Raw genomic sequence first — 24603 nt, 5'->3', positions numbered from 1 at the left:
TGCTGAGCGCAGGAGCTGTGGCGGCGGATCACTACACTTCACCCCCTGCGGTGTCTGGCGCGTTCCGGACCGCTCCTTCCCCAACGTCGCGGGTCATGACAAAGGTTCTGGTTTCCGATCCCATCGATCAGACGGGCATCGACATCCTCTCCCAGGTGGCCCAGGTGGATGTGCGCACCGGCCTACCGCCCGACCAGTTACTCAGCATCATCGGCGACTACGACGCTCTGATGATCCGCTCAGGCACTCAGGTGACCGCCGAGCTGATCGCAGCAGCTCCACGCCTCCGCATCATCGGTCGTGCCGGTGTCGGTGTCGACAACGTGGATGTGCCCGCCGCCACCCGGCAGGGGGTGCTGGTGGTGAACTCGCCCGAAGGCAACACGATCGCCGCGGCAGAACATGCGCTCGCCATGATGCTGTCGCTCTCGCGGCACGTGCCCCAGGCCCACGCCAGCACCATGGCCGGTGGCTGGGACCGCAAGAAATACGTCGGCAACGAGCTCTACAAGAAGAAGCTCGGCGTGGTGGGCCTCGGCAAGATCGGCTCCCACGTGGCCCGGGTGGCCAAGGCGCTCGGCATGGAGGTGCTCGCCTACGACCCGTTCATCTCCACCGAGCGGGCCCAGATGCTCCAGGTGCGGCTGATGGCGGTCGCGCCCCTGTTCGCCGAAGCCGATTACATCAGCCTGCACCTGCCCCGCACCCCGGACACGGAGAATCTGGTCAACGCCGAACTGCTGGGTTCGATGAAACCCACCGCCCGGCTGGTGAACTGTGCCCGTGGCGGCATCGTGGATGAGGCCGCCCTGGCAGCTGCGCTGGAAGCCGGCACCATCGCCGGGGCGGCGCTGGATGTGTACGCGAACGAGCCGCTGAAGCCCGATTCGCCGCTGCTGGCCGTGCGCGATCGCCTGATCCTTACGCCCCACCTAGGCGCCTCCACCGAAGAGGCCCAGGAAAATGTGGCGATCGATGTGGCCGAGCAGATCCGCGATGTGCTGCTGGGCCTGCCGGCCCGCAGCGCCGTGAACATCCCCGGCATGACCCCGGAGGTGATGGAGCGACTCAAGCCCCACCTGCAGCTGGCCGAAACCCTGGGCCTGCTGCTCAGTCAGATGGCCGGGGGCTCGGTGCAGGAGCTGGAGGTGCGGCTGCAGGGCGAATTCGCCAACCACCCCTCCCAGCCGCTGGTGGTGGCCGCGCTCAAGGGGCTGCTCTCCAGCGCCCTCGGCGACCGCATCAACTACGTGAACGCCTCCCTCGAGGCGAAGGGGCGTGGCCTGCACGTGCTGGAAGTGAAAGACGACTCCAGCCGTGATTTCGCCGGTGGTTCGCTGCAGCTCACCTCGCGCGGTTCCCAGGGCAGCCACACCGTCACCGGGGCGGTGTTCGCCGATGGCGACCTGCGCATCACCACGATCGATGAGTTCCCGGTGAACGTGGCCCCCAGCCGCCACATGCTGTTCACCCGCCACCGGGACATGCCCGGCATCATCGGCCACCTCGGCTCCCTGCTCGGCGAGCACAACGTGAACATCGCCTCAATGCAGGTGGGCCGTCGGATCGTGCGCGGCGATGCGGTGATGGTGCTCAGCCTCGACGACCCCATTCCGCCAAGCCTGCTCGCCTCGATCGGCAAGATCAACGGCATCCAGGAGGCGCACCCGGTCACGCTGTGACCGGCGACCCGACGGCCGCACGGCTGAGCGACCACCGCTGGTGGCGCCTGGAGATGGCGGCTCCGCCGGAGCTGGAGGAGTCGCTGCTGTGGAAGCTGCAGGGTCTGGGGATCTCCCGGGTGGCCGTGCGCCATCACCCCAGCACCCCCGACCAGCACCAGCTCGTGGCCTGGCTGCCGGCGATCGACTGGCCTGAGTGCGAACGCGCCCGGCTACCTGAGGCCCTGGCCCCACTGGCGGCCACCTTCGATCTGCCCCTGCCCCCGCTGGCCTGGGCCCTGCAGGACGACGAGGACTGGAGTCTCAGCTGGAAGCAGCACTGGCAGGCTGATCCGGTGGGGGAGCGGCTGCTGATCCTGCCCGCCTGGCTGGAGGTGCCCGACGACCAGACCCACCGCCTGGTGATCCGCATCGATCCCGGCAGTGCTTTCGGCACCGGCAGCCACCCCACCACCCGTCTCTGCCTGGAGGCCCTGGATCAGCTGGCGCAGCAGGCCGGCGGCGCTCTGACGGGCCGGCGGGTGGCTGATCTCGGCTGCGGCAGCGGCATCCTCGGCTTCGGCGCCCTGCGCCTGGATGCCGCCTCCCTGGCCGCCACTGACAACGATCCGCTGGCGGTGAGAGCCACCCGTGAGAACGGCCGTCTCAACGGCTTCAGCGAAGGGCCTGACGGGCTGATGCAGGTGGCGCTGGGCTCGGTGGAGGAGCTGGCCGAGCTGTTGGCCGGGCAACCGGCCGACATCCTGCTCTGCAACATCCTGGCGCCGGTGATCGCGGAGCTGGCCGTGGGATTCACGTCGGTGCTTGCGCCCGCTGGCGTGGGGTTCCTGAGCGGCCTGCTGGTGGATCAGGCGCCGGCGCTGGAGAGCACCCTCACCTCCCTGGGCTGGTTGGCCGAGCTGATCGCCGACGAGGGCGGCTGGGGGGTGATAAGGATCCAGCAACAGCCTCCTGTCATATAAATCACGCTTATCCGTGCTCACCCTTTGATTGCGCTTCCGGGGCTCCCACCCCAAGACCGCCGCCATCGCCCCTGTCCGATGTAGGAAGGTGCGGTCCTACAGGCCCGGATCCTCCAGGAGCCTGTGAGCCCCAAATTTCCCTTCCATGGCTTCCTACAAGGTCACCCTCATCAACGAGAGCGAGGGCCTCAACAAGACCATCGAGGTTCCCGATGATCAGTACATCCTCGATGCTGCTGAAGAGCAGGGCATTGACCTCCCCTATTCCTGCCGCGCTGGCGCCTGCTCCACCTGCGCCGGCAAGCTGACCTCCGGCACCGTTGACCAGTCGGACCAGAGCTTCCTCGACGACGACCAGATCGAAGCTGGCTTCGTGCTCACCTGCGTGGCCTACCCCACCTCCGACGTCACCATCACCACCCACGCCGAAGAAGAGCTCTATTGAGCCGACGGGCCTTACCCGCCGCCAGCCAGGCGCACTGTCGGGCGCTCTCCACTTCCAACAGGCGGAACTGATCCCTATCCGGCGCCCCGCTTGTTTCCTTTCTCCTTCTCTGCCACCCTTCGGGGTGGCTTTTTGATGGCCGTGCAGGTCGACAATCTCCAGGACCACGGCAGCGAACATTGCAGCCCCGGGGGCCAGTACAGCTACCGCGTGATCGGAGCGTGCTGCCGCCTGTTCGACCGGGAAGAGTTGCCTTGGCCCTGCTGCCGCCTGGCCTGGCGCAGCAAGGAACCCAGCTGGCGTCGCATCGGCCGCCGCTTTGTGGCCGATCTGGCCTCGCGGCGCTGCCCCTCCTATGCGGTGGAGGTGCTGGAGCCGGGCTCCCGCCCCACCCGCACCGTGATCACGCTGTTTCCGCTGCGCCTCTCGCCGGCGCTCCAGGAGTGGTGGTACAGCAAGCAGCCCGCCTCGCTCGATCCCGCCTGCCAGCGACCACCTGCCGCCTCGGCCGGTAGTGCGGATCCCAACGACCCTGCAGCCTCGCCCCCCGTCTCCCTCTCAGGCCTCTGAGATGAGCCGCGGGAGCAGCGGCGCATGAACTGCCTGCAGTAGTGCTGCACCGCTGCCAAAAAAAAGCCCCCTGGGCAAGGGGGCGGTGGCGTTGATTGGCGGGTAGAGCCTGCCGGTGGGCGAGGCTCAGACGTGCGCCTGGCACGGATAGAGGCCTGGATCAGAAGTAAACCTTGCCGCCACCCCACTGGGTGCCGCTCACCTTGGGGGCCACCAGGATGTAGCCGGCGATCAGGCGGAGGTCGTCGTCGCTGAGATCGCGCATTTTGACGAACACATCGCTGCTGCGCATGCTCGGGTGGACGTCGGCGATGCTGTATTCACCGTCGTAAGAGGTGGGGTCCTTGATGTAGTCAACGAGGGAGTCGACCGAGTTGCGCGGCGGGGTGGCCAGGGCCAGGGTTTCCGGGTCGAGGCCCACGTTGTAGTTCGTCTTGGTGACACCGCCGGCGTGACAGGTGCCGCAGCTGTCGTTGAACAACTTGCGACCACTCTTGATCTCCGATTCGCTGAAGGTGACCAGGCCACCATCCGGTGTGCCGCTGACCGTGAGCGTTTCTGCATCCCATTGGGCGGCCTGCAGAGGAGCCACCCAGACTCCGAAGGTCAGCAGCAATCCCAGCGGCAGCACCAGCAGAAGGCGGGCGATCGACCGGAGGGCGGCGGGAAGGGAAAGGGCCATGGAGGGAGCTGGCGAATTGGCGGTGGACACCGCACCTGAGACCTTGTATCACGGGCGAAGGGCACTCCGGGGCGGGATCAAGAACTGTTGCAGGCACAAGCGGCCCGGCCAACCCGCAGCCTGTGCCTCAACCCTCGTCGGGGTTGACCTCAAGGGTGAGGAAATCCTTGGCCACCAACGTGTTCGGGAAGATCGCCCTTGCCTCGTCGAGCAGATCATCGGGGGTGACCGTGTTGCCCTGCACGTAACGGGGGCTCAGGTGGGTGAGCGCCAGGGTTTTCACCCCGGCGAGGGCCGCCGTCTGGGCCGCCATGGTGCTGGTGGAGTGCTGCCGTTGGAACGCCATCTCCGCTTCCCCGTGAGCAAAGGTGGATTCGTGCACGAGCAGATCGGCGCCGCGCGCCAGCTCCACCGCCGCTTCGCAGAACACGGTGTCGGTGCAGTACACGAAGGTGCTGCCGGGCCGCGCCGGGCCGCACAGCCGCTCTCCATGGATGATCCGCCCGTCCTCGAGCGTGACGCTCCGACCCGCCTTGAGCTCGGCGTAGATGGGGCCGGGCGGGATGCCCAGCGCACGGGCCTGCTGCACATCGAAGCGCCCGGGGCGGGGCTTCTGCTCCACCCGGTAGCCGTAGGCGGGGATGCGATGGGTGAGCGGGGCACAGCGCACGATCAGATCGTCATCGTCGAGCAGCACCGTGCCGGCAGTGGCGGCCTCGCGTACCCGATGGCTGGCCAGGGGATAGCCGATGCGCGTCGATGAGGTTCGCAGCACGCCTTCGAGGTAATCGCGCAGGGGGTCGGGGCCGTAGAGATCGATGCCCTGGCAGCTGCCAGCCATGCCCAGGCTGGCGAGCAGACCCGGCAACCCGAAGATGTGGTCGCCGTGCATGTGGGTGATGAAGATGCGCCGCAGCTGCGACACCCGCAGGTCACTGCGGAGGAATTGATGCTGGGTACCTTCGCCGCAGTCGAACAGCCACAGCTCGGCGCGTTGCGGCAGCCGCAGCGCCACGGCCGACACGTTGCGGGCCCGGGTGGGAACGCCCGAACTCGTTCCGAGGAAAGTGACCTGCAAGCCAGTTGCGCTTTGCCGCATGCTGCCACGTCGATCACTGGCCGGCGGAGGGCTGGCGCGGTGCCCGGATCGTCGTGACAATGACCCCCTTGTGAGCTCCGCTGCTGGTCGCCATGGCTGGGATGTTCGCCCGCTCGGCGCTGCCGAAGGCCTTCCGTGGGTCCGCTGCACCTTCACTGGCGCCACGCCTTGGCCTTGCCGGCCTGGCAATGCCGCTGGCCTGGGCAATGCTGCCCGGCCTGCCAGCGGCCCATGCCCAGCAGCCGGCCATCCGGCCGGTGCCCCAGACGGCCAGCGCCAGTCCCGATCCGAGCCTGCGGGTGCTGCTGCTGGAGACGGCGGAGGTACGGGTGGGCGGCGCCAGCGGCCTGCGCCTGCTTGATGCCAGCGGCCGAGAACGGCTGCGCCTCCCCGAAGGCGGTGCCATTGCCCTGCGCCCTGCCGGCAGCGGCGTGCGGGTGGAGGTGGTGGCGCCCCTGGGGCTGGGCACGGCGCCTGCATCGCTGAGCCTGGCGGAGCTGTGGATCGATGCCGGCCAGTCCCCCGGTGGCGACGCCGTGCTGCAGCTGAAGAACCGCGCCTACCGGGGACGGCTGGTGGTGCGCCCGGCCGCCTCCGCGTTGCGGGTGGTCAATGTGGTCGCCCTCGAGACCTACCTTCCCAGCGTGGTGGGAAGCGAGATGCCCGCCAGCTGGCCCCTGGAGGCCTTGCGGGCCCAGGCCGTGGCGGCGCGCACCTACGCCCTCCGCCAGCGCCGCCCCGACCAGCCGTTCGACCTCAAGGCCACCGTCAGCAGCCAGGTCTACAAAGGGGTGGAGGCGGAGACCGCGTCCACCAGGGAGGCGGTGCGCGGCACCCGCGGATTGGTGCTGACCCACCAGAACGCCCTGATCAATGCGGTGTTCCACAGCAGTGCCGGTGGCACCACCGAAAACAGCGGCGATCTGTGGCAGCGCCAGATGCCCTATCTGGTGAGCGTCGCCGACTTTGATGAGGCCTCACCGGTGAGCCGCTGGCGCCAGGAACTGCCGCCGCCGCTGCTGGCCCGCGCCTTCGCCGAACTGGGCGGGGTGCAGCGCATCGACATCCTCTCCACCACCGCCAGTGGCAGGGTGCGGCAGGCCCGCGTGGTGGGCCCCAGTGGCCAGCTTCTGGTGAGTGGGGCGGAGCTGCGCAGCCGGCTGGGCCTGAAGAGCACGCTGGTGCGTTTCGAGGCAGCCCCCTTCAGCTTCACTGAGCCTCAGGTGCCGCCGTCCACCTGGTTGTCGGCCACGGGCGTGCTGCTCTCGCTGCCTGCGCCGCCGCCGCTGCTACCTCCCCGCAACCCCACACTGGTGGCAGTGGGACGGGGCTTCGGCCACGGGGTGGGCATGAGCCAGTGGGGGGCCCTGGCTATGGCCCAGCGAGGCAGCAGCTTCCAGGAGATTCTCCGCCACTACTACCGCGGCGCCCAACTGCGTCCGTATGGTGACATCGCCACACCACGACTGGCGGCGGATGCGGGCTCTGCATCAGGCTCCTCACCATGGAGTCCCCGCCACGCGGCCCTGCGTTCCGCTCGCCTCTGAGCGCGCCGGCCCTACCCTCTCTTTGCCCTGAATCCATCGCTCCGATCCCCGGTTGGCACCACCGGCTGGAGGTCTTTCCGGATGGGGAGCAACTGAGCGAGGCGGTGGCAGAGGCCCTGTTCGACCAGTTGCTGCGCCCTCAGGCCCTGCCGCTGGGGCTGGCCACGGGCCGCACGATGGTGGCGGTGTACGGCGCCCTGCGGCAGCGCATCGCGGCGCTGCCGCCTGCGGAGCGGGCCCGCCTGCTGGCCGGATGGCGCAGCTTCAACCTCGATGCCTACGTGGGCCTGCCCCGGCACGATCCCCGCAGCTTCGCTGCTGAGATGGAGGCCCGGCTGATCGCACCGCTTGGTCTCGCTCCGGAGCAGGTGGCCCTGCCTGATGGCCTGGCCGCCGACGCTCAGGCCGAAGCCGTCCGCTACAGCACCGCGCTGGAGGAGGCCGGCGGCATCGGCCTCCAGCTGCTGGGGCTCGGCAACAACGGCCATGTGGGCTTCAACGAACCCCCCTGTGAGGCCAGCCAGCGCTGTCATGTGGTGGAGCTCGATGCCGCCACCCGCGCCCAGAACGCCCCGGCGTTCGGCGGTGATCCAGAGGCCGTGCCGCGGTGGGCGATCACGCTCGGTCTGGCGGAGATCCTGGCGGCGCAGCGGATCCTGCTGGTGGTGAGTGGCTCTTCCAAAGGGCCGATCCTGAGACGGCTACTGCAGGAGCCCCCCAACGCCCAGCTGCCGGCCAGCTGGCTGCAGCAGCACCCGCGGCTCCGGCTGATGGTCGACCGGGCTGCGCTCACTGGCTGAAGCCAGCACCTGCCGGCTCACCTCCCCGCCAGCGACGGCAGGCCAGCCATCACGCCAGGAACGCTTCGATCAGGGCCTCGTCGGCCTCCAGGTTGGCGGTCACGCTGCGGACGTCATCGAGGTCGTCGAGGGCATCGAGCATGCGCAGGCAGTGGCGCAGCGCCTCGGACTCCTCCAGGCGGCAGGTGGTGGATGGGATCCAGCGGTGCTCCCAGCCCTGCACGCTCCAGCCCTGGTGCCGCAGGGCATCCTGCAGGCCCTCCAGGTCGGCATAACTGCACACCACTTCCGCGGAGGCGTCGCCAGCTCCAGCTCCACCACGACCTCCCCCCCCAGCAGGTTCGCCCTTGCCGGCTGCCGTCCCCCCTGCCGCTGACTCGAACGTGTAGGTGAGCGCGGCGGGACCGCCTGCCATCTCCAAGGCCAGCAGGCTCTCCAGCAGGGCGTTCTCCTCGAGGTGGGGCTGCGCGATCCGCACCACGCCGCGGTGCTCGAACAGGTACCCCACACAGCCCACCTCGCCCAGGTTGCCCCCGTGCTTGCTGAAGGCCAGGCGCAGGTCCGCCGCCGTGCGGTTGCGGTTGTCGGTGAGCGCCTCCACCAGCACGGCCACCCCGCCGGGGCCATAGCCCTCGTAGCGGACCTCCTGAAACTGATCGCCGTCACCGCTGCCCTGGCCAGCTCCCTTGGCGATTGCCCGCTCGATGTTGGTGTTGGGCAGCCCGGCGGCTCTGGCCTTCTCCAGGGCCGTCCGCAGCTGGAAGTTGCCGGCCGGATCGGCCCCGGCGCGGGCGGCCACGCTGATTTCCCGAGCCAGGCGGGTGAACACCACGCCGCGTTTGGCATCGACCACCGCCTTCTGGCGTTTGATCTGGCTCCATTTGCTGTGGCCGGCCATGGCTGGGTGCTGGGTGCGGGATCGGGAGGGAAGCGCCGACGCGGCGGCCTTAGCCGGCCGCGTCGAACACCAGCCGCGGTTGCAGGCGACCGCCCGGGGCGGTGCGGGCCATGCCGGCCAGGTGGCCCTGCGGATCGAGGATCACCACGGGCTGGTCGAGCACGCTGGGATCGAAACCGGGCCGATCGGGGCTGGAGACGGCGCTGGCGCAGAGGCTGCGGCCGCAGCGCCAGCCTGCCAGATCCGCCGCATCCAGCTGTCGCGAGGGCAGGTGCCTGAGCGGCTGGAGTGGATTGTCGAGAGCCGGCAGGGGCGCCCCGCTCTCGAGCGCCTCCAGGCTGACGCTGCCACTCAGAGAAAAGCCGAGCGCTTCGGTGCGACGCAGGCTGGCCAGGGTGCCACCGCAACCCAGGGCGTTGCCCAGGTCCCTCGCCAGGGAGCGGATGTAGGTGCCAGCGGAACAGCGCACCGCCAGCTCCAGCTGCTGGCTGGCGGGCTCCCAGCTCAGCAGCTCAAGCGCATCGATCTGCACCGGCCGCGCCGCCAGCTCCATCGTTTCGCCCCGCCGCGCCCGCACATACGCCCGCTCCCCATCCACGTGCACCGCCGACACCTGGGGCGGTTGCTGCAGGATCGAACCGCGGAAGCGCTCCAGGCAGGCGTCCAGGTCGTCGTGGCTGAGGGCGGGCACCGGACGGCGCTCCAGCAACTCACCGCTGAGGTCGTCGCTGCTGGTGCGCCAGCCGAGCTGGATCACGCCGCGGTAGGCCTTGCCACTCGGCAGGTAGGGCAGCAGGCGCGTGGCGGCGCCCAGTGCCAGAGGCAACACGCCGGTGACGGCAGGATCGAGGGTGCCGCCGTGGCCGACCCGCTTGAGCCCGTAGCAGCGGCGCACCCTGGCCACGCAGGCGTGGGAGGTGAGACCTGCCGGCTTGTCGAGCACCAGGAAGCCGCAGGGCGAAGGGGAGGCGGTCACCGCGACATCGCTGCAGATGGCAAACGCCGGGAAAGGGAAGGCCGGCGGCGGTGCATCATCGCCGCCAGGGGGTGGCAGGAGCCAGGCGGGGCTTCAGGCTGGGGTGCCTGTTCCCCCGGTACCGCGTCTGTGCCTGTGCAACACCGCCGTGATCTGGCCTTCCTGGTGCTGGCCGGCCTCTTCCTCGGCACCATGGGCATGCTCAACATCCTCGGCCTCACCCGCTTCCTGAGCCTGGGCTCGATCGGCGGCTGGCCGATCGTGGTGGCGGTGGGTGCCCTGCCCTATCCGGTCACCTTCCTCTGCACCGATCTGATCAGCGAGATCTGGGGCGAGCAGAAGGCGGGACAGGTGGTGTGGGTGGGGCTGCTGCTCAACGGATGGATCGTGCTCATCCTCTGGCTTGGAGGGGTGCTCCCTGGCCTGGCCGGCACCGACTCCAGCACCTTCTTCGAGATGCGGCGCCTGGCCTTCGGCGCCGTGGGGGCCTCCATGGTGGCGTACCTGGCGGCCCAGTTCACCGACGTGCGCCTTTTCCATTTCTGGAAGCGCTTCAGCGGCGGCAAGGCCCTCTGGCTGCGCAACAACGGCTCCACCCTGGTCAGCCAGCTGGTGGACACCACAGCGGTGGTGTTGATCAGCCACTACGCCGCCCATGTGCTGCCGATCCGCTCTGGTGAGCCGGTGCTGCCCCAGCTATGGGCGTTCATCCTCAGCGGCTACCTGTTCAAGTTTCTGGCCGCCCTGCTCGACACCCTGCCCTTCTACCTCCTGGTGGGCTGGCTGCGGCGCTGGCTTGAGGTGCCCGGCGACGGGGTGGAACTGGGCCATGAAGACCCCCGCCCACTCCCGCTCCCCCGGCCGGGGCGCTGAGCCAGCCGTGAGCGGCGGCCCCTTACCCTGACGGTCTGCCAAGGGGACCAGGAGTGTCCGAGTCAACCCAGACCATGACGGCCCCATCGGTGCTGCCCAGCCTCGATGTGGAGCGGTTCCTGCGGGACGGCTTCGGCCTGTTCGACCAGCTGGCGGCCTACGTGCAGCTGAGCCCCGGTGAACTGGAGCAGCGCCTGGCCCACAGCCGCAGCGACCTGGCGGCCCTGCACCCCGGCGCCAACGGTTTCGACCCGGAACGGGTGGAGGCCTTCTACGAGGAAACGGTGGGCCACGGCCACTTGCTCGAGCTTTCGGCCTGGCACCTGGGCAGCGGCGATTACATCGCCGACACTCTGCGCCTGCAGCAGCATCTGGCCCGGGGCCAGGTGCTCGACTTCGGCGGCGGCATCGGCACCCATGCCCTGGCGGCGGCGGCGCTGCCCCAGGTGGAGCGGGTGTGGTTCGTGGACCTCAACCCCGACAACCGGGCGTTCGTGCGCCAGCGGGCGGAAGCCCTGGGCCTCGCCCATCGCCTCGGCTTCTGCCGCGATCTGAGCGATCCGTCCCTGCCGGCCGCGTTCGACACCATCGTCTGCCTGGATGTGCTGGAGCACCTGAGCCATCCGGCCGATCAGCTGGAGGTGTTCGCCTCACGCATGTCGAAGGAGGCGGTGGCCCTGCTCAACTGGTATTTCTTCAAGGGCTTCGCTGGCGAGTATCCGTTCCACTTCGATGACCCGCAACTGGTGGAGTGTTTCTTCCGCAAACTCCAGAGCCGCTTCCTTGAGGTGTTCCACCCCTTCCTGATCACCACCAGGGCCTATCGCCTCGCCGATTGACCAGCCTGGTGACCGCCGCATGCGCGGAGGCGGAGGCGAAGGGCTGACCCCGGAGCGAAGCTAGACACCACAGCGGAGCCAGATCCTGTCGCACCCGGGTGTGCGCACGCAACAGGCTGGCACCCGCACCCAAACGAAAAGACCGGGAGGCTGGAGAAACAGCAGTCCCGGTCTTGAGCTGCAGTCCTGTGGCTTTCAGGAAAGATGGGCCTTTAGCGTTGAGCCCAGCCCCAGCCCTGAGAGGATGAGCCAGCCCTGGCGTGTGTTCAAGGCCAAGGCTGGCCGTTGGCGTTCAGCCCAGGGCCACGTGGATGCGCTTGCGGTTGCGGAGGCCGCGCTTGATGGTCTCGAAGTTCACGACGCCATCGATGAGGGCAAAGAGGGTGTCGTCGGAGCCGCGGCCGACGTTGTTGCCAGGCAGCACGGAGGTGCCGCGCTGACGAATCAGGATCGAACCGGCGCTCACGGTTTCACCGCCATAGCGCTTGACACCCAGCCGTTTGGAATTGGAATCGCGGCCGTTGCGGGTGGAGCCTGTGCCTTTCTTGTGGGCCATGGGGGCGAGAAAACGAAGGGTGGGCGAAAGAAGGAGGAAGTGGAGCCGGGATTAGGCGAGCGCCTTGCCCGCCACGGTGATCGACTCGACCCGCACACGGGTGAGCTCCTGGCGGTGGCCGTTTTTGCGGCGGGTTTTCTTCTTGGGCCGCATTTTGTAGACGATGATCTTGGGGCCGCGGCGATGCTCAAGCACCTTGAGCTGAACGGTGACACCGCTCACATAAGGGTGGCCCAGTGTGGTGGCGCCGCTGGCGTCACGCACGAGCAGCACGTTCTCCAGGGTGACGCTCTCGTCGACCTCTGCCGCGATGCGGTCAAGGTCGTAGTAGCGGTTCGGCTGGAGCCAGAACTGCTGGCCTGAGGCCTCGGCGATAACATAGGTGCCGGCGCCCGGCGCTGGAGAGTCTGTGCTCGGCGCTGAGGCGCCGGTGGCGGGGGTGGTGCTCATGGGTGCGAAGGCGTGGACAGGCTGCCCGCTCCTGGCCAGCGACCCTGTTGGGGATCACCGGACGGCTCGGCATTCAGGCCTGGCGCACAACCTGAAGAATGGACAAGTGTCCATCCTCCACTCCCAGAGCCCCGCCCGTCAACCTTAAGGTCTCCCAAACGTGGTTCCACGCGCCGCATGTCCCAGCCGGCCTTCACGATCGCCTCGCTGATTCGCGATCCCGGCCTTGATGCTGCCTGCGGGCAGTGGCTGCAGGAGGGGCGCTACGACGTGGTGGCGCTCGGCCTGGCCCCTGACCCCTGCGCGTTGCTGGCCGAGAGCTGGGAGAACTTTGACGCGGTGCTGCTGGAACAGGGTGCCCTGCCTGAGGCACTCGATGGGTTACGCCATCAGGGTTTGCTGCTTCCCGCCGTGGTGGTGGGCCCGGTGAGTGGGCAGCTGGATTACCACGATGCCGAGGTGCATCTGCCCGCCGACCAACTGGAACAGCTCAGCTACAGCCTGGATGCGGCGATCTCCCGCTTCCTGCGACGTGGCAACGTGGAGGGGGGTCTACCGAGCGAGCCCGGCGGCGATGGCTCCTGGAGGCTGTCAAGCCGCCTGCAGGAGCGGCTTGGCTATCTGGGGGTTTTCTATAAGAGGGACCCTTCGCGGTTTCTCCGCAATCTGCCTCCCCTGGAGCAGAAGGAGTTGTTTCTCTCCCTGGAGCGCACGTACAGAGATCTGCTGGTGAGCTACTTCAAGGACGAGGCCGCAGCGAATCAGGCATTGGAAAGCTTCGTGAACACCGCATTTTTCAGTGATCTCTCCATCACCAAGACCGTGGCCATCCATGCAAATCTGATCGACGAATTCTGGAAATTGCTCAAGCTCAAAGGACAGAAAGACGATTTTCTTCGTGATTACCGCCTGGCCCTCCTTGACGTGATGGCCCATCTCTGCGAGATGTACCGTCGATCCCTGCCCGTCACCGAGCCGGCCCCGGGGCCGCGCGCCATCGCTGCTGCCACGCTTCAGGACCTTCGATCCAACCAACCTTCTGAGGTGCACCCTTGAGCATTCGCAAGACCTACATCCTCAAGCTCTATGTGGCGGGGAACACTCCCAATTCCATGCGCGCCCTCAAGACCCTGCGCAACATTCTGGAGCAGGAGTTCAAGGGGGTGTATGCCCTGAAGGTGATTGATGTGCTCAAGAATCCCCAGCTGGCCGAAGACGACAAGATTCTGGCCACCCCCACGCTCGCCAAGATCCTCCCACCGCCGGTGCGACGCATCATCGGCGATCTCTCTGATCGGGAGCGGGTGCTGATCGGCCTTGATTTGCTTTACGACGAGCTCACCGAAAATGATCTCTTCAATCCTGAACCCCAGGCTGATGATGCCGGAGGCACGGGCCAGATTCTGTAGATCCTCCTAGTAATTTCCGGGCTTTGTTCAGCTGGGCCTTAGGTTGATGCAGGCACCAGACCAGCCATGACGGATTCTCCTTCCCATCCCCATTCGCAGATGCAGGTTCAGAAGCTTCCGACCGGGGTGGAAGGCCTTGATGACATCTGCCAGGGCGGCCTGCCGATTGGGCGTTCCACGCTGATCAGCGGCACATCCGGCACGGGCAAGACCGTTTTCTCGCTGCACTTTCTCTACAACGGCATTCATCATTTTGATGAGCCAGGCATCTTCGTTACCTTTGAGGAATCGCCCCGGGACATCATCCGCAATGCTTCCAGCTTTGGTTGGAATCTGCAGGAGCTGGTGGATCAAGGCAAGTTGTTCATCCTTGATGCTTCCCCAGACCCCGATGGCCAGGATGTGGCTGGAAGCTTCGATCTCTCGGGATTGATTGAGCGAATCAACTATGCGATCAGAAAATACAAGGCCCGGCGCGTGGCCATCGATTCAATCACGGCGGTTTTCCAGCAATATGATGCTGTGTCGGTGGTGCGTCGGGAGATTTTCCGCCTGATTGCCCGGCTCAAAGAAATCGGCGTCACCACGGTGATGACCACCGAACGCATCGATGAGTACGGCCCAATCGCCAGATACGGCGTCGAAGAGTTTGTCTCCGACAACGTGATCATTCTGCGCAATGTCCTGGATGTGGAGCGCCGCCGCCGCACGGTGGAGATCCTCAAGCTGAGGGGAACCACCCACATGAAAGGAGAGTTCCCCTTCACCATGGGGCCACAGGGTGTAGCGATTTTCCCGCTGGGCGCGATGCGCCTCACGCAGCGCTCTTCAAATGTGCGCCTGAGCTCGGGAGTACCGCGCCTCGATGAGATGTGTGGCGGTGGTTTCTTCAAGGATTCGATCATCCTCGCCACCGGTGCCACCGGCACTGGCAAGACACTGCTGGTGAGCAAGTTCATTGAAAACGCCTACAGAAACAAAGAACGGGCCATCCTCTTTGCCTACGAAGAGTCAAGGGCGCAATTGCTTCGCAATGCCACCAGCTGGGGCATTGACTTTGAGCAGATGGAGCAAGATGGCATGCTCAAGATCATCTGTGCTTATCCAGAATCCACCGGCCTGGAAGATCATCTCCAGATCATCAAAACCGAGATTGCCGAGTTCAAGCCCTCCAGAATGGCGATTGATTCGCTATCTGCCCTCTCCCGTGGGGTGAGCCACAACGCTTTCCGGCAGTTTGTGATCGGCGTGACGGGATACGCGAAGCAGGAAGAGATTGCTGGCTTCTTCACCAACACCTCCGAAGAATTCATGGGGAGTCACTCCATCACGGATTCCCACATCTCCACGATCACTGATACGATTCTGCTGCTGCAGTATGTGGAGATCCGCGGTGAGATGGCCCGCGCGATCAACGTGTTCAAGATGCGTGGCTCCTGGCACGACAAGGGCATCCGTGAATTCGTGATCACAGGCAACGGCCCAGAAATACGCGATTCCTTCTCCAATTTCGAGCGTATCATCAGCGGCGTGCCCCACCGTGTCACCTCCGATGAACGGGTGGAACTCTCCCGCATTGTGCGCGGTGTGGAGGATGACGCTTTCTAATCGGGATCTCCGTTTTGAGCCAGATCTCAGACAGCGCTGGCAGCGGGTGGTGATGGCTGTGAGAACGCAGCACTGAATGTAGACGTGGCGGCGGCTGCGTTACTTCGCTCGCCTGCAATCGCCAGTTCATCGCTGTCGGCTTGCTCCAGGGGTAGATCGAACCAGAAGGTGGTGCCAACGCCCAGTTCGCTCACCATGTGGATGCGGCTACCGTGCTTTTCAATGATGCCTCTCACGATCGATAGCCCCAGACCGGTTCCCACTTCGGTGTGCACGGCATTCTCGACCCGGTAGAAGCGATCGAAGATCCGGGCCTGGTCTTCGCGGGAGATGCCGGCTCCCGTGTCGGCGATCTCCACCCGCAGCCGCGGCAGGGGTGAGGACAGACCGCAGCTGAGGCTGTCTTTGTCATGGACGGGGATGGAGAGGTCGATGTGGCAGGAATCAGGCCACGGATAGGCGCGCAGCCTCAGGCAGCCACCCGGCTGGGTGAACTTGAGCCCATTGCCCACCAGGTTGTCGAAGACCTGAAGCAGGAGGTCCCAGTTGCCACGTACGCGGGGCAACTGGGCGTCCACATCCATCGCCAGCGTCACCCCTTTCTCATCGGCATTGAGGCGGTAATTGCGAAGGGTCTGCTCGATCGCCGGGCGCAGTTCAATCGGCTCCAGCACCCAAGTACGGTCGGATTCCAGCCTCGACAGATCGAGAACATCGTTCACGAGGCGTGTGAGACGATCGGTTTCAGCGTTGGCGATGCCGAGGAACTCCTGGGTTTCCTCCTCACTCAGCTGGTCACGCATGTCGTGGAGGGTTTCCACATAGCTCTTGATGTTGAACAGCGGCGTGCGCAATTCATGCGACACATTGCTGATGAAGCGGCTCTGGGCGGCGTTCAGTTCCACTTCCCGGGTGAGGTCCTGGATCGTCATGGCAATCCCCTTCAGGCTTTCGCCGCTGGCATCACGCACGCTCTGCAGCACGATGCGCAGGGTGCGGGGCGGCTCGCCGAACGTGCAGCGCACATCGCAGCTGTCCCGCTCACCGGCCAGCAAGCCATCAAGCGGGGCTTGCAGTTCCATCGCCAGCAGATCGGGCAGTTCGCTGCAGAGATCACTGCCTTCCAGGTTGCGGCCTTCCCAGCGGAACAGGCGGCGGGCCGTGGGATTCACCAGCACGATCTGACCATCGCCATCGAGCAGGGCAGCGCCGTCGGCCATGCTGGCGATCAGGGTCTGCTGTTTCACCTGGGCGGCGGTGAGTTCCTCGATGTTGGCGGCGTCGTACACCTCCAGCTGGGAGGCCATGTCGTTGAAACCATTCAGCAGTTCCCCCAGCTCGCCGCCCACAGGCAGGGCGATGCGGGCCTGGAAATCACCGCCGGCGATCGCCCGCTCACCGCGCAGCAATTCCTTCACCGGGCGGGTGATCGTGAGCGCGTTGAACACTGCCCCGAGGATCACCAGCACCCAGATCGAGATGAACACCGCCACGGTGACTTCCCTCGTCAATGCCGCACTGGCCAGCACCGCTTCATTGGGATTGATACCAAGCGCGAGCACGCCGAGGTAGCGCCCTTCGCTCACCATCGGCACGAACACATCGGTCACCTGGCCGTCTGGGCTGAGGTGCTGACGGATCAGCGGATTCTGGGAACGGCGTTGCAGATCGGCGGGCAGTTCAAGCCGGCGGCTGAGCAGCAGTTCACTGCTGCCGTTGCTGCCGCCGATCGGGATGCCGAGGTAGATCACTCCATCGGGATCGGCGAAGAAGATGTAACGCAGGCTTCGGCTCGAGCGCCAGAAGCGCTCCGCCACCGCCGCCAGTTCGCGGTCGTTGGCTTCGGCCACCAGCGGGGTGACGTTCGCGGCCAGCAGCAGACCCAGGTCGCGGGCGAAGCGGGTGTCGCTCATACGCGCATCGCGTTGGATGCCGTTGAGCGCGATGAAGGTGATGCTGGTCATCATCAGGCTCACCACCAGGGTGGCCACCGCCAGCAGCTTGGTCTGCAGGCTGAATTCGGCCCACCACAGGCCGAGCCGCTGCTGCCAGCTGAGCGGGATGGCGGCCGCGCCAGTGGTGGCGCCGCGAGCGGGGGCAGGGGACGGAGGGGTCGGGGCGGAGGCTGGAGAGGCAGACACCGGCCGGTCAGAAGAGGGCGGAAGCTCGGCGGTCACGCGCGGAACCGTCGGATAGACGCACCCTAGGGGCGGCGCACCTGGTGGCCGATGTCACGCCGGAAGCTGAGGCCTTCGAAGTGCACCTGCTCCAGGCCGCCGTAAGCGGCGGCGAAGGCCGCATCGAAATCGTCGGCCTGCGCCACCACCGCCAGCACCCGACCTCCTGCCGTGACGCACACACCATCGGCGCCGGCCCGGCTACCGGCATGGAAGAGCTGCAGATCCGGATCCGGCGTAAGGCTGGTGGTGATCGCGTCACCGCTGCGCACCGGGCCGGGGTAGCCGGCGGCGGCAGCCACGACGCAGGCGCTGCAGCGGCCCGAGATCGTGAGCGGCGGGGCGGCATCAAGGCGGCCGCTGGCACAGGCCATCAGCACCTCGGCCAGTTCATCGCCCAGCAGGGGCATCAGCGTCTGGCACTCGGGATCACCGAAGCGGCAGTTGAATTCGATCACCTTCGGTCCGTCGTCGGTGAGCATCAGGCCCGCGTAGATCACGCCGCGGTAATCGATGCCCCGGCCCCGCAGGGTGGCCAGGATCGGCAGCAGCACCTGCTGACGCACCAGCTCGAGCCCGGCCGCGTCCAGCAGGGGGGCCGGCGCATAGGCCCCCATGCCGCCCGTGTTTGCGCCGGTGTCCCCTTCGCCGATGCGCTTGTGGTCCTGAGCGGGAGGCAGCAGCACCATGCGCTCCCCGTCGGTGAGCGCGAACACCGACACCTCCGGTCCGCTCAGGCGCTCCTCCAGCACCAGGGCGTCGCCGGCACTGCCAAAGCGCCCCGCAAAGATCTCCTCGATCGCGGCACGGGCCTCCTCAAGGCTGTCGGCCACCGTCACCCCTTTGCCGGCCGCCAGCCCATCGGCCTTCACCACCAGGGGCCGGCCATGGGACTCCAGGGCCTGCAGCGCCTGCTCGCGGCTGGTGGCGGCCCAGTAGCCCGCCGTGGGCACGCCGGCCTCCTGCATCAGCGCCTTCGCCCATTGCTTGCTGGCCTCCAGTTGGGCGCCGCCGGCGCCTGGACCGAACACCGCCAGCCCGGCGGCGCGCAGCTCGTCGGCGAGGCCAGCGGCCAGGGGCGCCTCCGGGCCTACCACCACCAGATCCACCTGCCGCTCCTGGCAGGCGGCGACCAGCGCAGGCCCGTCGCTCTCGGCGATCGGCAGCGGCTCGCAGCCCTCCTGCCCGGCGGTGCCGCCGTTGCCCGGAGCCACCCACACCCGTTCCACGCCGCGGCAGCGCCGCAGGGCCCAGCCCAGGGCGTTCTCCCGGCCCCCCGCCCCCACCACCAGCACCCGGCGCGGAGACGGCAGGCCATCGGTCAGGGGTGCGGACATGGAGCGGAGCGGGTGATGGGGGGCGGTTCCCTTAGGTTGTGGCCCGGTGGCCGCCTGCCGTGACCCTTCCTCTTTACATGCCGGTGGGTCCCCGCCGAAGGCTGGCCCTGCTGCTGATGGCCGGGTTGGTCATCGCCGGCAACGTTCCCGTCCAGGCCCAGACCGCGCTCCCAACCCAGCGCCAGCCCAGTTCTGCTGCCCCGGCGGCCCAGGCTCCGCCGATGGCTGCAGAACTGGCCACGCCCCAGGCCCCGGTGACGCCTGCGGTCCCGGGGCCTGGGGTACTGCCGGGAATGCCCGACGAGGACTTCGATGCTGCGCTGCGCTCCGAGGATTTCGCGGCCCTCGAGCGGGCCTGTCAGGACTCCGCCCGGTTCGATCGCAGCGACCGGCTGCGCCTGCTGCGTGAGCGCCTGGTGACGATGCGCCCGGCGCCCCAGCCCTTCGCCGTGATCCTGGTCAATGCCAATGCCCTGATCAGCTGCCTGGCACCAGAGTCGGCGCTCACCGTGCTCGACCGCTACGGCCCCGGGCAGGGCCGCGAGCGGGAGCAGTGGCTGGTGCAGCAGTGGCGCGCCGCCAACGCCGCCCTCGATCACCGCCGGGCCGCCGAGGCGCTGCGGCGGCTGGCGGCGGGCCGCGTCGCCCAGCTCGAAACGATGCCCCTGCCCCTGCGGCTACGCGAAGACGGCAGTCTCGACACCCGCTCGGCCCTTGATGTGCTCGCCGGCCACCTGGAGGTGCTGGGCCGCTCGCGGGAGGCGGCGGAGGTGCTGCTGGCCGGACGGCTGCCCGGCACGGTGGCGGCCGAGCGGCTGGAGCGGGCGGTGATCTTGCTGGTGGCGGTGCCGCTAACTGAGCGCAATGCCCTGCTGGAGCTGGCCCTCAACCAGGCGGCTGCGGATGGGGCCTGGGGGCTGGCGGCGCAGCTGCTGGATCTACAGCAGTTCGTGCAGCGCGCAGCCGGTGCCGATCCGCGCGCGGCCGCCGATCGGCGCCTGAGGCTCGCCCGTCGCATCGACGACGCCTATGGCGAATGGTTGCTGGAGCGCGCCAATCCCGAGGCGAAGCAACGCGCCGCTGCTCTTGAACGTGAGCTGCGCTCCCCCCGGGCCGCCGGTGGGCACGCCAGCCCCGCACCCGGCCCTACCCCACCACCCAACTCCCTCCTGCCATGACGGCCTTTTCGATCGGTGCGCTCCTGTATGAGGGCAAGGCCAAGCGGGTGTTCGCCACCCAGGACCCCGACCTGGTGGCGGTGGACTACAAGGACGACGCCACTGCCTTCAATGCGCTGAAGAAAGCGCAGCTGCAGGGGAAGGGCGCCCTCAACTGCCGCATCTCCGCGCTGCTGTTCGAAGCGCTCGAGGCCGCCGGCGTTCCCACCCACTACCTGGGTGTGGAGGGCAGCTCCTGGATGCTGGTGCGGCCCGTGGCGGTGATTCCCCTGGAGGTGGTGATCCGAAACCGCGCGGCCGGTTCCCTCTGCCGGGAGATGCCGATCGCGCCCGGTACCCCCCTGGAGCCACCGCTGCTGGATCTTTATTACAAGGACGATACCTACGGCGATCCGTTTCTGAGCGAGGCACGGCTGGCGAGGCTGGCGCTGGTCACGGCGCAGCAGCGCGCCGATCTGGAGGCCCTCGCCCACCGGGTGAATGGTGTGCTCCGCCCGTTGTTCGCCGGCGTAGGACTCGAACTGGTGGATTTCAAGCTGGAGCTTGGCTTCACGGCAGACCAGCAGCTGGTGGTGGCCGATGAGATCAGCCCGGACACCTGCCGGCTCTGGGACCTCGCCACTGAGGACGCCAGCGACCGGATTCTGGACAAGGACCGCTTCCGCCAGGACCTCGGCGGCGTGATCGAGGCCTATGGGGAGGTCCTCAAACGGGTCCAAGGGGTTTGCCCTTCCCCCCGGGTCTACGGGTAAGGTCACGCCAATTTGCGGCCCGTCCGCCTTCTTCCGGAGAACCATGGGTGTCCCCCGCAACGCCCTCACCGGCGATCTCCTCTCCGTATTGGCGCGCCGGCCCAACTCCGTGGCCCTCGCCCTGAGTCTGCCGCTGCTGGGCGGCGCCACCTTGCTGGCACCGGCCAGCACTGAAGCCAAGCCGGTTGCTGGTGCTGCAGCTGCTGCCACATCACCGGCCACTTCCAGAACTGCAACCACCTCTGGTGCTCTGGCACCGACGGCCGGGATCCCGCAGGCTCCGTCCGGTGTTCTCCAGGCTCAGGCCACCCCACCGGCCTCCGGAGCCCCGGCCAGCCCCGACCCTGCCGCCCAGCCCGCACCCGCCGAGGCTCCCTCTGCCACTCCGGCCCCGGCCCCGGCGGCGGAGATTGCTCCGCCGGCCTCCCCCAGCGAACCGCGCGTATTGATCAGCGAGGTGGTGGTGGAGGGCCTGGACGGCCACCCGGAGCGGGAGCGGCTTGAACTCGCCGTCTACGACGCCATGACGGTGCGTCCCGGCAGCCGGGTCACCCGCTCTGAGCTGCAGACCGACCTGTCGGCCATCTATGCCAGCGGCTGGTTCTCCGATGTGCGCATCCAGCCCAAGGACGGCCCCCTGGGCGTGCAGGTGGTGGTGATCACCACGGCCAACCCCGTGCTCTCCCAGGTGGCGCTGGACACGCCCAAGGCCAAGCTGCCGCCTCAGGTGATTCAGGAGACCTTCGCCCCCGATTACGGCAAGACCCTGAATCTGAATGTGCTCAAGGGCCGCATCGACGAGCTCCAGAAGTGGTACGCCGACCAGGGCTACTCCCTGGCCCGGATCACCGGCCCCAACCGCGTCAGCCCCGAGGGCGTGGTGGAGCTCACGGTGCGGGAAGGCACTGTGCAGGGCGTGGAGGTGCAGTTCCTCAACAAGGAGGGTTCCGCCACCAACGACAAGAACGAGCCGATCCGTGGCAAGACCAAGCCATGGGTGATCACCCGGGAGATCTCGATCGAGCAGGGCGAGATCTTCAACCGCCGCCAGCTGGAAGACGACATCAAACGCCTCTATGGCACCGGCCTGTTCGGTGACATCAAGGTGACCCTGCGGCCGGTGCCGGCCCAGCCCGGCGAAGTGGTGATCGTGCTCGGGATCGTGGAGCAGTCCACCGGTTCACTCTCCGGCGGCCTCGGCTACAGCCAGAGCCAGGGGGTGTTCGGTCAGGTGCAGTTGCAGGACAGCAACCTGCTTGGCCGTGCCTGGGACCTGGCGCTGAACTTCACCTACGGCCAGTTCGGCGCCCTCACCGATCTCTCCTTCACCGATCCCTGGATCAAGGGCGACCGGTTCCGCACCGCGTTTCGCGCCCGACTGTTTGTCAGCCGCGACGTGCCCCAGATCTTCCAGTCGCAGGACGGCGGCAACATCAACACCGCCTCCGACTTCTACAAGGCGCCGGGCACCGATGTGGCCTTCAACATCAACGATTCCAATAACCCCGCCGACCGCAGCTTCAACTCGGTGGATTCCGCTGAGAACGCCTTCCCCGAGACGAGCTGGTTCGACTTTGACGGCAACTCGGTGGTGTTGCAGCGCATCGGCGGCAACTTCCAGTTCGCCCGTCCGCTCAACGGCGGCGATCCCTTCAAGCGGGCCACCTGGAGCGTCGTGGTGGGTGCCAGCGTCCAGGAGGTGCGGCCGATCAACTTCGGCGGTACGTCCATGCCTTTCGGCGTGAGTACCAACAACTTCAACGGCCGCAGTGCCCCCACCGAAGACGTTATCTGCATCGCCTTCAACTGTGCCACCACCAACCAGCTGGTGGGTATCCGCTTCGCCGCCACTCGCAACACCCTCAACGATCCCCGTAACCCAACCGACGGCAACTTTCTCTCTCTGAGCACCGAACAGTTCGTATCGGTGGGCCCCGATTCCCCCACCTTCAACCGGGTCCGGGGCAGCTACTCCCACTTCATCCCGGTCAACTGGCTGAGGTTTTACAAGGGTTGCCGACCCCGGCCAGGTGAGCCCTTCGACTGCAAGCAGGCTCTGGCCTTCCAGGTGTCCGCCGGTTCCACGATCGGTTCGCTGCCCCCTTATGAAGCCTTCTGCCTGGGCGGCTCCAATTCGGTGCGGGGCTTTTTCGACTGTGACCTCGGGGTGGGGCGCAGCTTTGGTGAAGCCACGATCGAGTACCGCTTCCCGCTGTTCAGCGTGGTGAGTGGTGAGCTGTTCATCGATGGCGGCACCACCTTCGGTACCCAGGCGAATGTGCCGGGCAACCCCGGTGGGCTGCTGGGCAAACCCGGCAGTGGCTTCTCGGTGGGCACCGGCCTGATCGTGACCACACCGGTGGGGCCCCTGCGCCTGGAGGTTGCCAGCCGTGATTTCACCGGCGAGTGGCGTTTCAACCTCGGCGTGGGCTGGAAGTTCTGATGAGCCCGTGGCCGGCGGACTATGCCCGTGCCTGGACGCTGGCTTCCCCGGTCGAGATCACCGGTGTGGGCCTGCACAGTGGTGCGGTGGCACGGGTGCGCTTGGAGCCCACCGAGCGCCCGGGGTTCGCGGTGGGCTGGCTGGATCAGCCCAGCCAACCTCCAGTGCCTCTCCACCCCCGCCAGGTGGCCGACACACGTCTATGCACGGCGCTGCGCTTCGATCAGGGCCGCCTGGCCACCGTGGAACACCTGCTGGCAGCGCTGGTGGGCACGGGACTGAGTCACGTGGACATCCTGGTTGAGGGGGAAGAAATCCCGCTACTCGATGGCTCCGGCCTGCCCTGGGTGGAGGCGATTGCGACGGCGGGCCTGCACGAGATCGGCGAGCGGGAGCCGCTGCAGACCCTGGCAGCACCGCTCACCGTCCAGCAGGGCGTGAGCTTCGCTGTGGCCCTGCCCAGCGAGCAGCCGCGCCTCAGCGCCGCTGTGGCCTATCCCCAGGCGGCCATCGGCCAGCAATTGTTCACTCTTGAACTCACCCCACCGCGGTTCGTGGCCGAGATCGCCCCCGCCCGCACCTTCGGCTTCCTTGAGCAGATCGAACAGTTGCGCGCCGCCGGACTGATCCAGGGAGGCGCCCTTGACAACGCCCTGGTCTGCGATGGCGAGGGCTGGGTGAACCCTCCGCTGCGCTTCAGCGATGAACCAGTGCGCCATAAGCTCTTGGACTTGCTGGGGGATCTGGCGCTGGTGGGCTTGCCCATGGCCCAGGTGTTCGCCTTCCGCGGGTCCCACGGCCTGCACACGGCACTGGCGGGCGCCCTGGCCTCCCTCCCCCGAACTGCCTGACGCTCCCTTGTCCGTCTTCTCTCCCCCCGAGACCTCGCTGCTGACGAGCGAGCAGATTCTTAACCTGCTGCCGCATCGCTACCCCTTCGCCCTCGTCGATCGGGTGATCGAGCAGGAGATGGGCGTGCGCGCCGTGGCGATCAAGAACGTCACCCTCAACGAGCCCCAGTTCCAGGGGCATTTCCCCGGCCGCCCACTGATGCCCGGTGTGCTGATCGTTGAAGCGATGGCCCAGGTGGGGGGGCTGATCATCAGCCAGATGCCTGAACTTCCCAAGGGGCTGTTCGTGTTCGCCGGCATCGATGGTGTGCGCTTCCGACGTCCGGTGGTGCCGGGTGATCAGTTGCGGATCACCTGCGAGCTGATCGCCCTCAAACGCAAGCGCTTCGGCAAAGTGAAGGGGACCGTCACCGTCGATGGAGACCTGGTGTGTTCAGGGGAACTCATGTTCTCTTTGGTGGACTGAGGG

Annotated in this window: 24 protein-coding genes; 16 read left to right on the top strand and 8 right to left on the bottom strand. The window is 67.1% G+C overall.

Annotation, left to right across the window (positions count from 1 at the left end; translation table 11 throughout):
* Positions 1 to 95: 95 nt before the first annotated feature.
* The 4 genes from serA (at position 96) to CJZ80_RS09195 (ending at position 3659) form a co-directional block, all read left to right on the top strand.
* Entirely contained in the window at positions 96 to 1682 is a 1587-nt protein-coding gene (serA, locus tag CJZ80_RS09210) for a phosphoglycerate dehydrogenase (RefSeq protein WP_094512701.1), read from the top strand.
* Complete coding sequence (prmA, locus tag CJZ80_RS09205) at positions 1679 to 2644, top strand: 50S ribosomal protein L11 methyltransferase (protein WP_255374139.1); 966 nt, start codon at positions 1679 to 1681, stop codon at positions 2642 to 2644. Before serA ends, prmA begins: the two co-directional genes overlap by 4 nt.
* Before the next feature lie 145 nt (positions 2645 to 2789).
* Complete coding sequence (locus CJZ80_RS09200) at positions 2790 to 3089, top strand: ferredoxin (protein WP_094512700.1); 300 nt, start codon at positions 2790 to 2792, stop codon at positions 3087 to 3089.
* A 135-nt stretch (positions 3090 to 3224) separates the two neighbouring features.
* Complete coding sequence (locus CJZ80_RS09195; RefSeq protein WP_233132943.1) at positions 3225 to 3659, top strand: hypothetical protein; 435 nt, start codon at positions 3225 to 3227, stop codon at positions 3657 to 3659.
* Between the two features lie 160 nt (positions 3660 to 3819).
* Here the strand turns inward: CJZ80_RS09195 and psbV are convergent, their stop codons facing one another.
* Together psbV and rnz are read right to left on the bottom strand one after the other, a co-directional pair.
* The gene (gene psbV, locus CJZ80_RS09190) at positions 3820 to 4341 is read right to left on the bottom strand and encodes a photosystem II cytochrome c-550 (RefSeq protein ID WP_094512699.1); all 522 of its coding nucleotides are present in this window, start codon (positions 4339 to 4341) and stop codon (positions 3820 to 3822) included.
* Positions 4342 to 4468: 127 nt separating this feature from the next.
* Positions 4469 to 5419 (bottom strand): ribonuclease Z, encoded by a 951-nt coding sequence (gene rnz, locus CJZ80_RS09185; RefSeq protein ID WP_094512698.1) that lies wholly within the window; start codon positions 5417 to 5419, stop codon positions 4469 to 4471.
* 113 nt (positions 5420 to 5532) lie between these two features.
* On the opposite strand from rnz, the gene CJZ80_RS09180 reads away from it, so the two are divergent.
* Complete coding sequence (locus CJZ80_RS09180) at positions 5533 to 6987, top strand: SpoIID/LytB domain-containing protein (RefSeq protein ID WP_233132942.1); 1455 nt, start codon at positions 5533 to 5535, stop codon at positions 6985 to 6987.
* Positions 6945 to 7787: a glucosamine-6-phosphate deaminase gene (locus tag CJZ80_RS09175; protein WP_094512697.1), complete on the top strand. Its 843-nt coding sequence runs from the start codon at positions 6945 to 6947 to the stop codon at positions 7785 to 7787. Before CJZ80_RS09180 ends, CJZ80_RS09175 begins: the two co-directional genes overlap by 43 nt.
* A gap of 49 nt (positions 7788 to 7836) precedes the next feature.
* Here CJZ80_RS09175 and CJZ80_RS09170 read toward each other — a convergent pair whose 3' ends face one another.
* On the bottom strand, positions 7837 to 8685 hold the full coding sequence (locus CJZ80_RS09170) for a YebC/PmpR family DNA-binding transcriptional regulator (RefSeq protein WP_094512696.1): 849 nt from the start codon (positions 8683 to 8685) through the stop codon (positions 7837 to 7839).
* A gap of 49 nt (positions 8686 to 8734) precedes the next feature.
* Positions 8735 to 9661 (bottom strand): tRNA pseudouridine(55) synthase TruB, encoded by a 927-nt coding sequence (gene truB, locus CJZ80_RS09165; RefSeq protein ID WP_094512695.1) that lies wholly within the window; start codon positions 9659 to 9661, stop codon positions 8735 to 8737.
* Positions 9662 to 9790: 129 nt separating this feature from the next.
* Between truB and CJZ80_RS09160 the strand changes: the two genes are divergently transcribed.
* Together CJZ80_RS09160 and CJZ80_RS09155 are read left to right on the top strand one after the other, a co-directional pair.
* A complete protein-coding gene (locus CJZ80_RS09160) occupies positions 9791 to 10534 on the top strand; it encodes a queuosine precursor transporter (RefSeq protein WP_094512694.1) in 744 nt (247 codons plus the stop codon).
* 74 nt (positions 10535 to 10608) lie between these two features.
* Complete coding sequence (locus CJZ80_RS09155; protein WP_094512810.1) at positions 10609 to 11373, top strand: bifunctional 2-polyprenyl-6-hydroxyphenol methylase/3-demethylubiquinol 3-O-methyltransferase UbiG; 765 nt, start codon at positions 10609 to 10611, stop codon at positions 11371 to 11373.
* Positions 11374 to 11665: 292 nt separating this feature from the next.
* Here CJZ80_RS09155 and rpmA read toward each other — a convergent pair whose 3' ends face one another.
* Together rpmA and rplU are read right to left on the bottom strand one after the other, a co-directional pair.
* Positions 11666 to 11929 (bottom strand): 50S ribosomal protein L27, encoded by a 264-nt coding sequence (gene rpmA / locus CJZ80_RS09150; protein WP_094512693.1) that lies wholly within the window; start codon positions 11927 to 11929, stop codon positions 11666 to 11668.
* Positions 11930 to 11980: 51 nt separating this feature from the next.
* Entirely contained in the window at positions 11981 to 12379 is a 399-nt protein-coding gene (gene rplU / locus CJZ80_RS09145) for a 50S ribosomal protein L21 (protein ID WP_094512692.1), read from the bottom strand.
* 177 nt (positions 12380 to 12556) lie between these two features.
* Between rplU and CJZ80_RS09140 the strand changes: the two genes are divergently transcribed.
* From CJZ80_RS09140 to kaiC, 3 genes are all read left to right on the top strand, one after another.
* Positions 12557 to 13435 (top strand): circadian clock protein KaiA, encoded by an 879-nt coding sequence (locus CJZ80_RS09140; protein ID WP_094512691.1) that lies wholly within the window; start codon positions 12557 to 12559, stop codon positions 13433 to 13435.
* Positions 13432 to 13788: a circadian clock protein KaiB gene (kaiB, locus tag CJZ80_RS09135; protein WP_094512690.1), complete on the top strand. Its 357-nt coding sequence runs from the start codon at positions 13432 to 13434 to the stop codon at positions 13786 to 13788. The genes CJZ80_RS09140 and kaiB overlap by 4 nt, the downstream gene beginning before the upstream one ends.
* Positions 13789 to 13854: 66 nt before the next feature.
* Positions 13855 to 15396 (top strand): circadian clock protein KaiC, encoded by a 1542-nt coding sequence (gene kaiC, locus CJZ80_RS09130; RefSeq protein WP_094512689.1) that lies wholly within the window; start codon positions 13855 to 13857, stop codon positions 15394 to 15396.
* 26 nt (positions 15397 to 15422) lie between these two features.
* On the opposite strand, the gene CJZ80_RS09125 is transcribed toward kaiC, so the two are convergent.
* Both CJZ80_RS09125 and purD read right to left on the bottom strand, forming a co-directional pair.
* Positions 15423 to 17459 (bottom strand): ATP-binding protein, encoded by a 2037-nt coding sequence (locus CJZ80_RS09125; protein WP_094512809.1) that lies wholly within the window; start codon positions 17457 to 17459, stop codon positions 15423 to 15425.
* A gap of 140 nt (positions 17460 to 17599) precedes the next feature.
* Positions 17600 to 18910, bottom strand: coding sequence for a phosphoribosylamine--glycine ligase (gene purD / locus CJZ80_RS09120; protein ID WP_094512688.1), 1311 nt, complete (start codon positions 18908 to 18910; stop codon positions 17600 to 17602).
* A gap of 59 nt (positions 18911 to 18969) precedes the next feature.
* Here purD and CJZ80_RS09115 point away from each other — a divergent pair, with 59 nt between their 5' ends.
* From CJZ80_RS09115 to fabZ, 5 genes are read left to right on the top strand one after another with little or no spacing between them, the layout of a single operon-like run.
* Positions 18970 to 20088, top strand: coding sequence for a hypothetical protein (locus CJZ80_RS09115; protein WP_144037000.1), 1119 nt, complete (start codon positions 18970 to 18972; stop codon positions 20086 to 20088).
* A complete protein-coding gene (purC, locus tag CJZ80_RS09110; protein WP_094512686.1) occupies positions 20085 to 20840 on the top strand; it encodes a phosphoribosylaminoimidazolesuccinocarboxamide synthase in 756 nt (251 codons plus the stop codon). The genes CJZ80_RS09115 and purC overlap by 4 nt, the downstream gene beginning before the upstream one ends.
* A 43-nt stretch (positions 20841 to 20883) precedes the next feature.
* A complete protein-coding gene (locus tag CJZ80_RS09105; protein WP_094512685.1) occupies positions 20884 to 23283 on the top strand; it encodes a BamA/TamA family outer membrane protein in 2400 nt (799 codons plus the stop codon).
* On the top strand, positions 23283 to 24134 hold the full coding sequence (gene lpxC, locus CJZ80_RS09100) for a UDP-3-O-acyl-N-acetylglucosamine deacetylase (protein WP_094512684.1): 852 nt from the start codon (positions 23283 to 23285) through the stop codon (positions 24132 to 24134). The genes CJZ80_RS09105 and lpxC overlap by 1 nt, the downstream gene beginning before the upstream one ends.
* A complete protein-coding gene (gene fabZ, locus CJZ80_RS09095) occupies positions 24127 to 24600 on the top strand; it encodes a 3-hydroxyacyl-ACP dehydratase FabZ (RefSeq protein ID WP_369803020.1) in 474 nt (157 codons plus the stop codon). Before lpxC ends, fabZ begins: the two co-directional genes overlap by 8 nt.
* The last annotated feature ends 3 nt before the right edge of the window (positions 24601 to 24603 follow it).

This window comes from Synechococcus sp. MW101C3, from assembly GCF_002252635.1.
Classification (GTDB): domain Bacteria; phylum Cyanobacteriota; class Cyanobacteriia; order PCC-6307; family Cyanobiaceae; genus MW101C3.
This window is presented reverse-complemented; position numbering and strand designations above follow the sequence as displayed.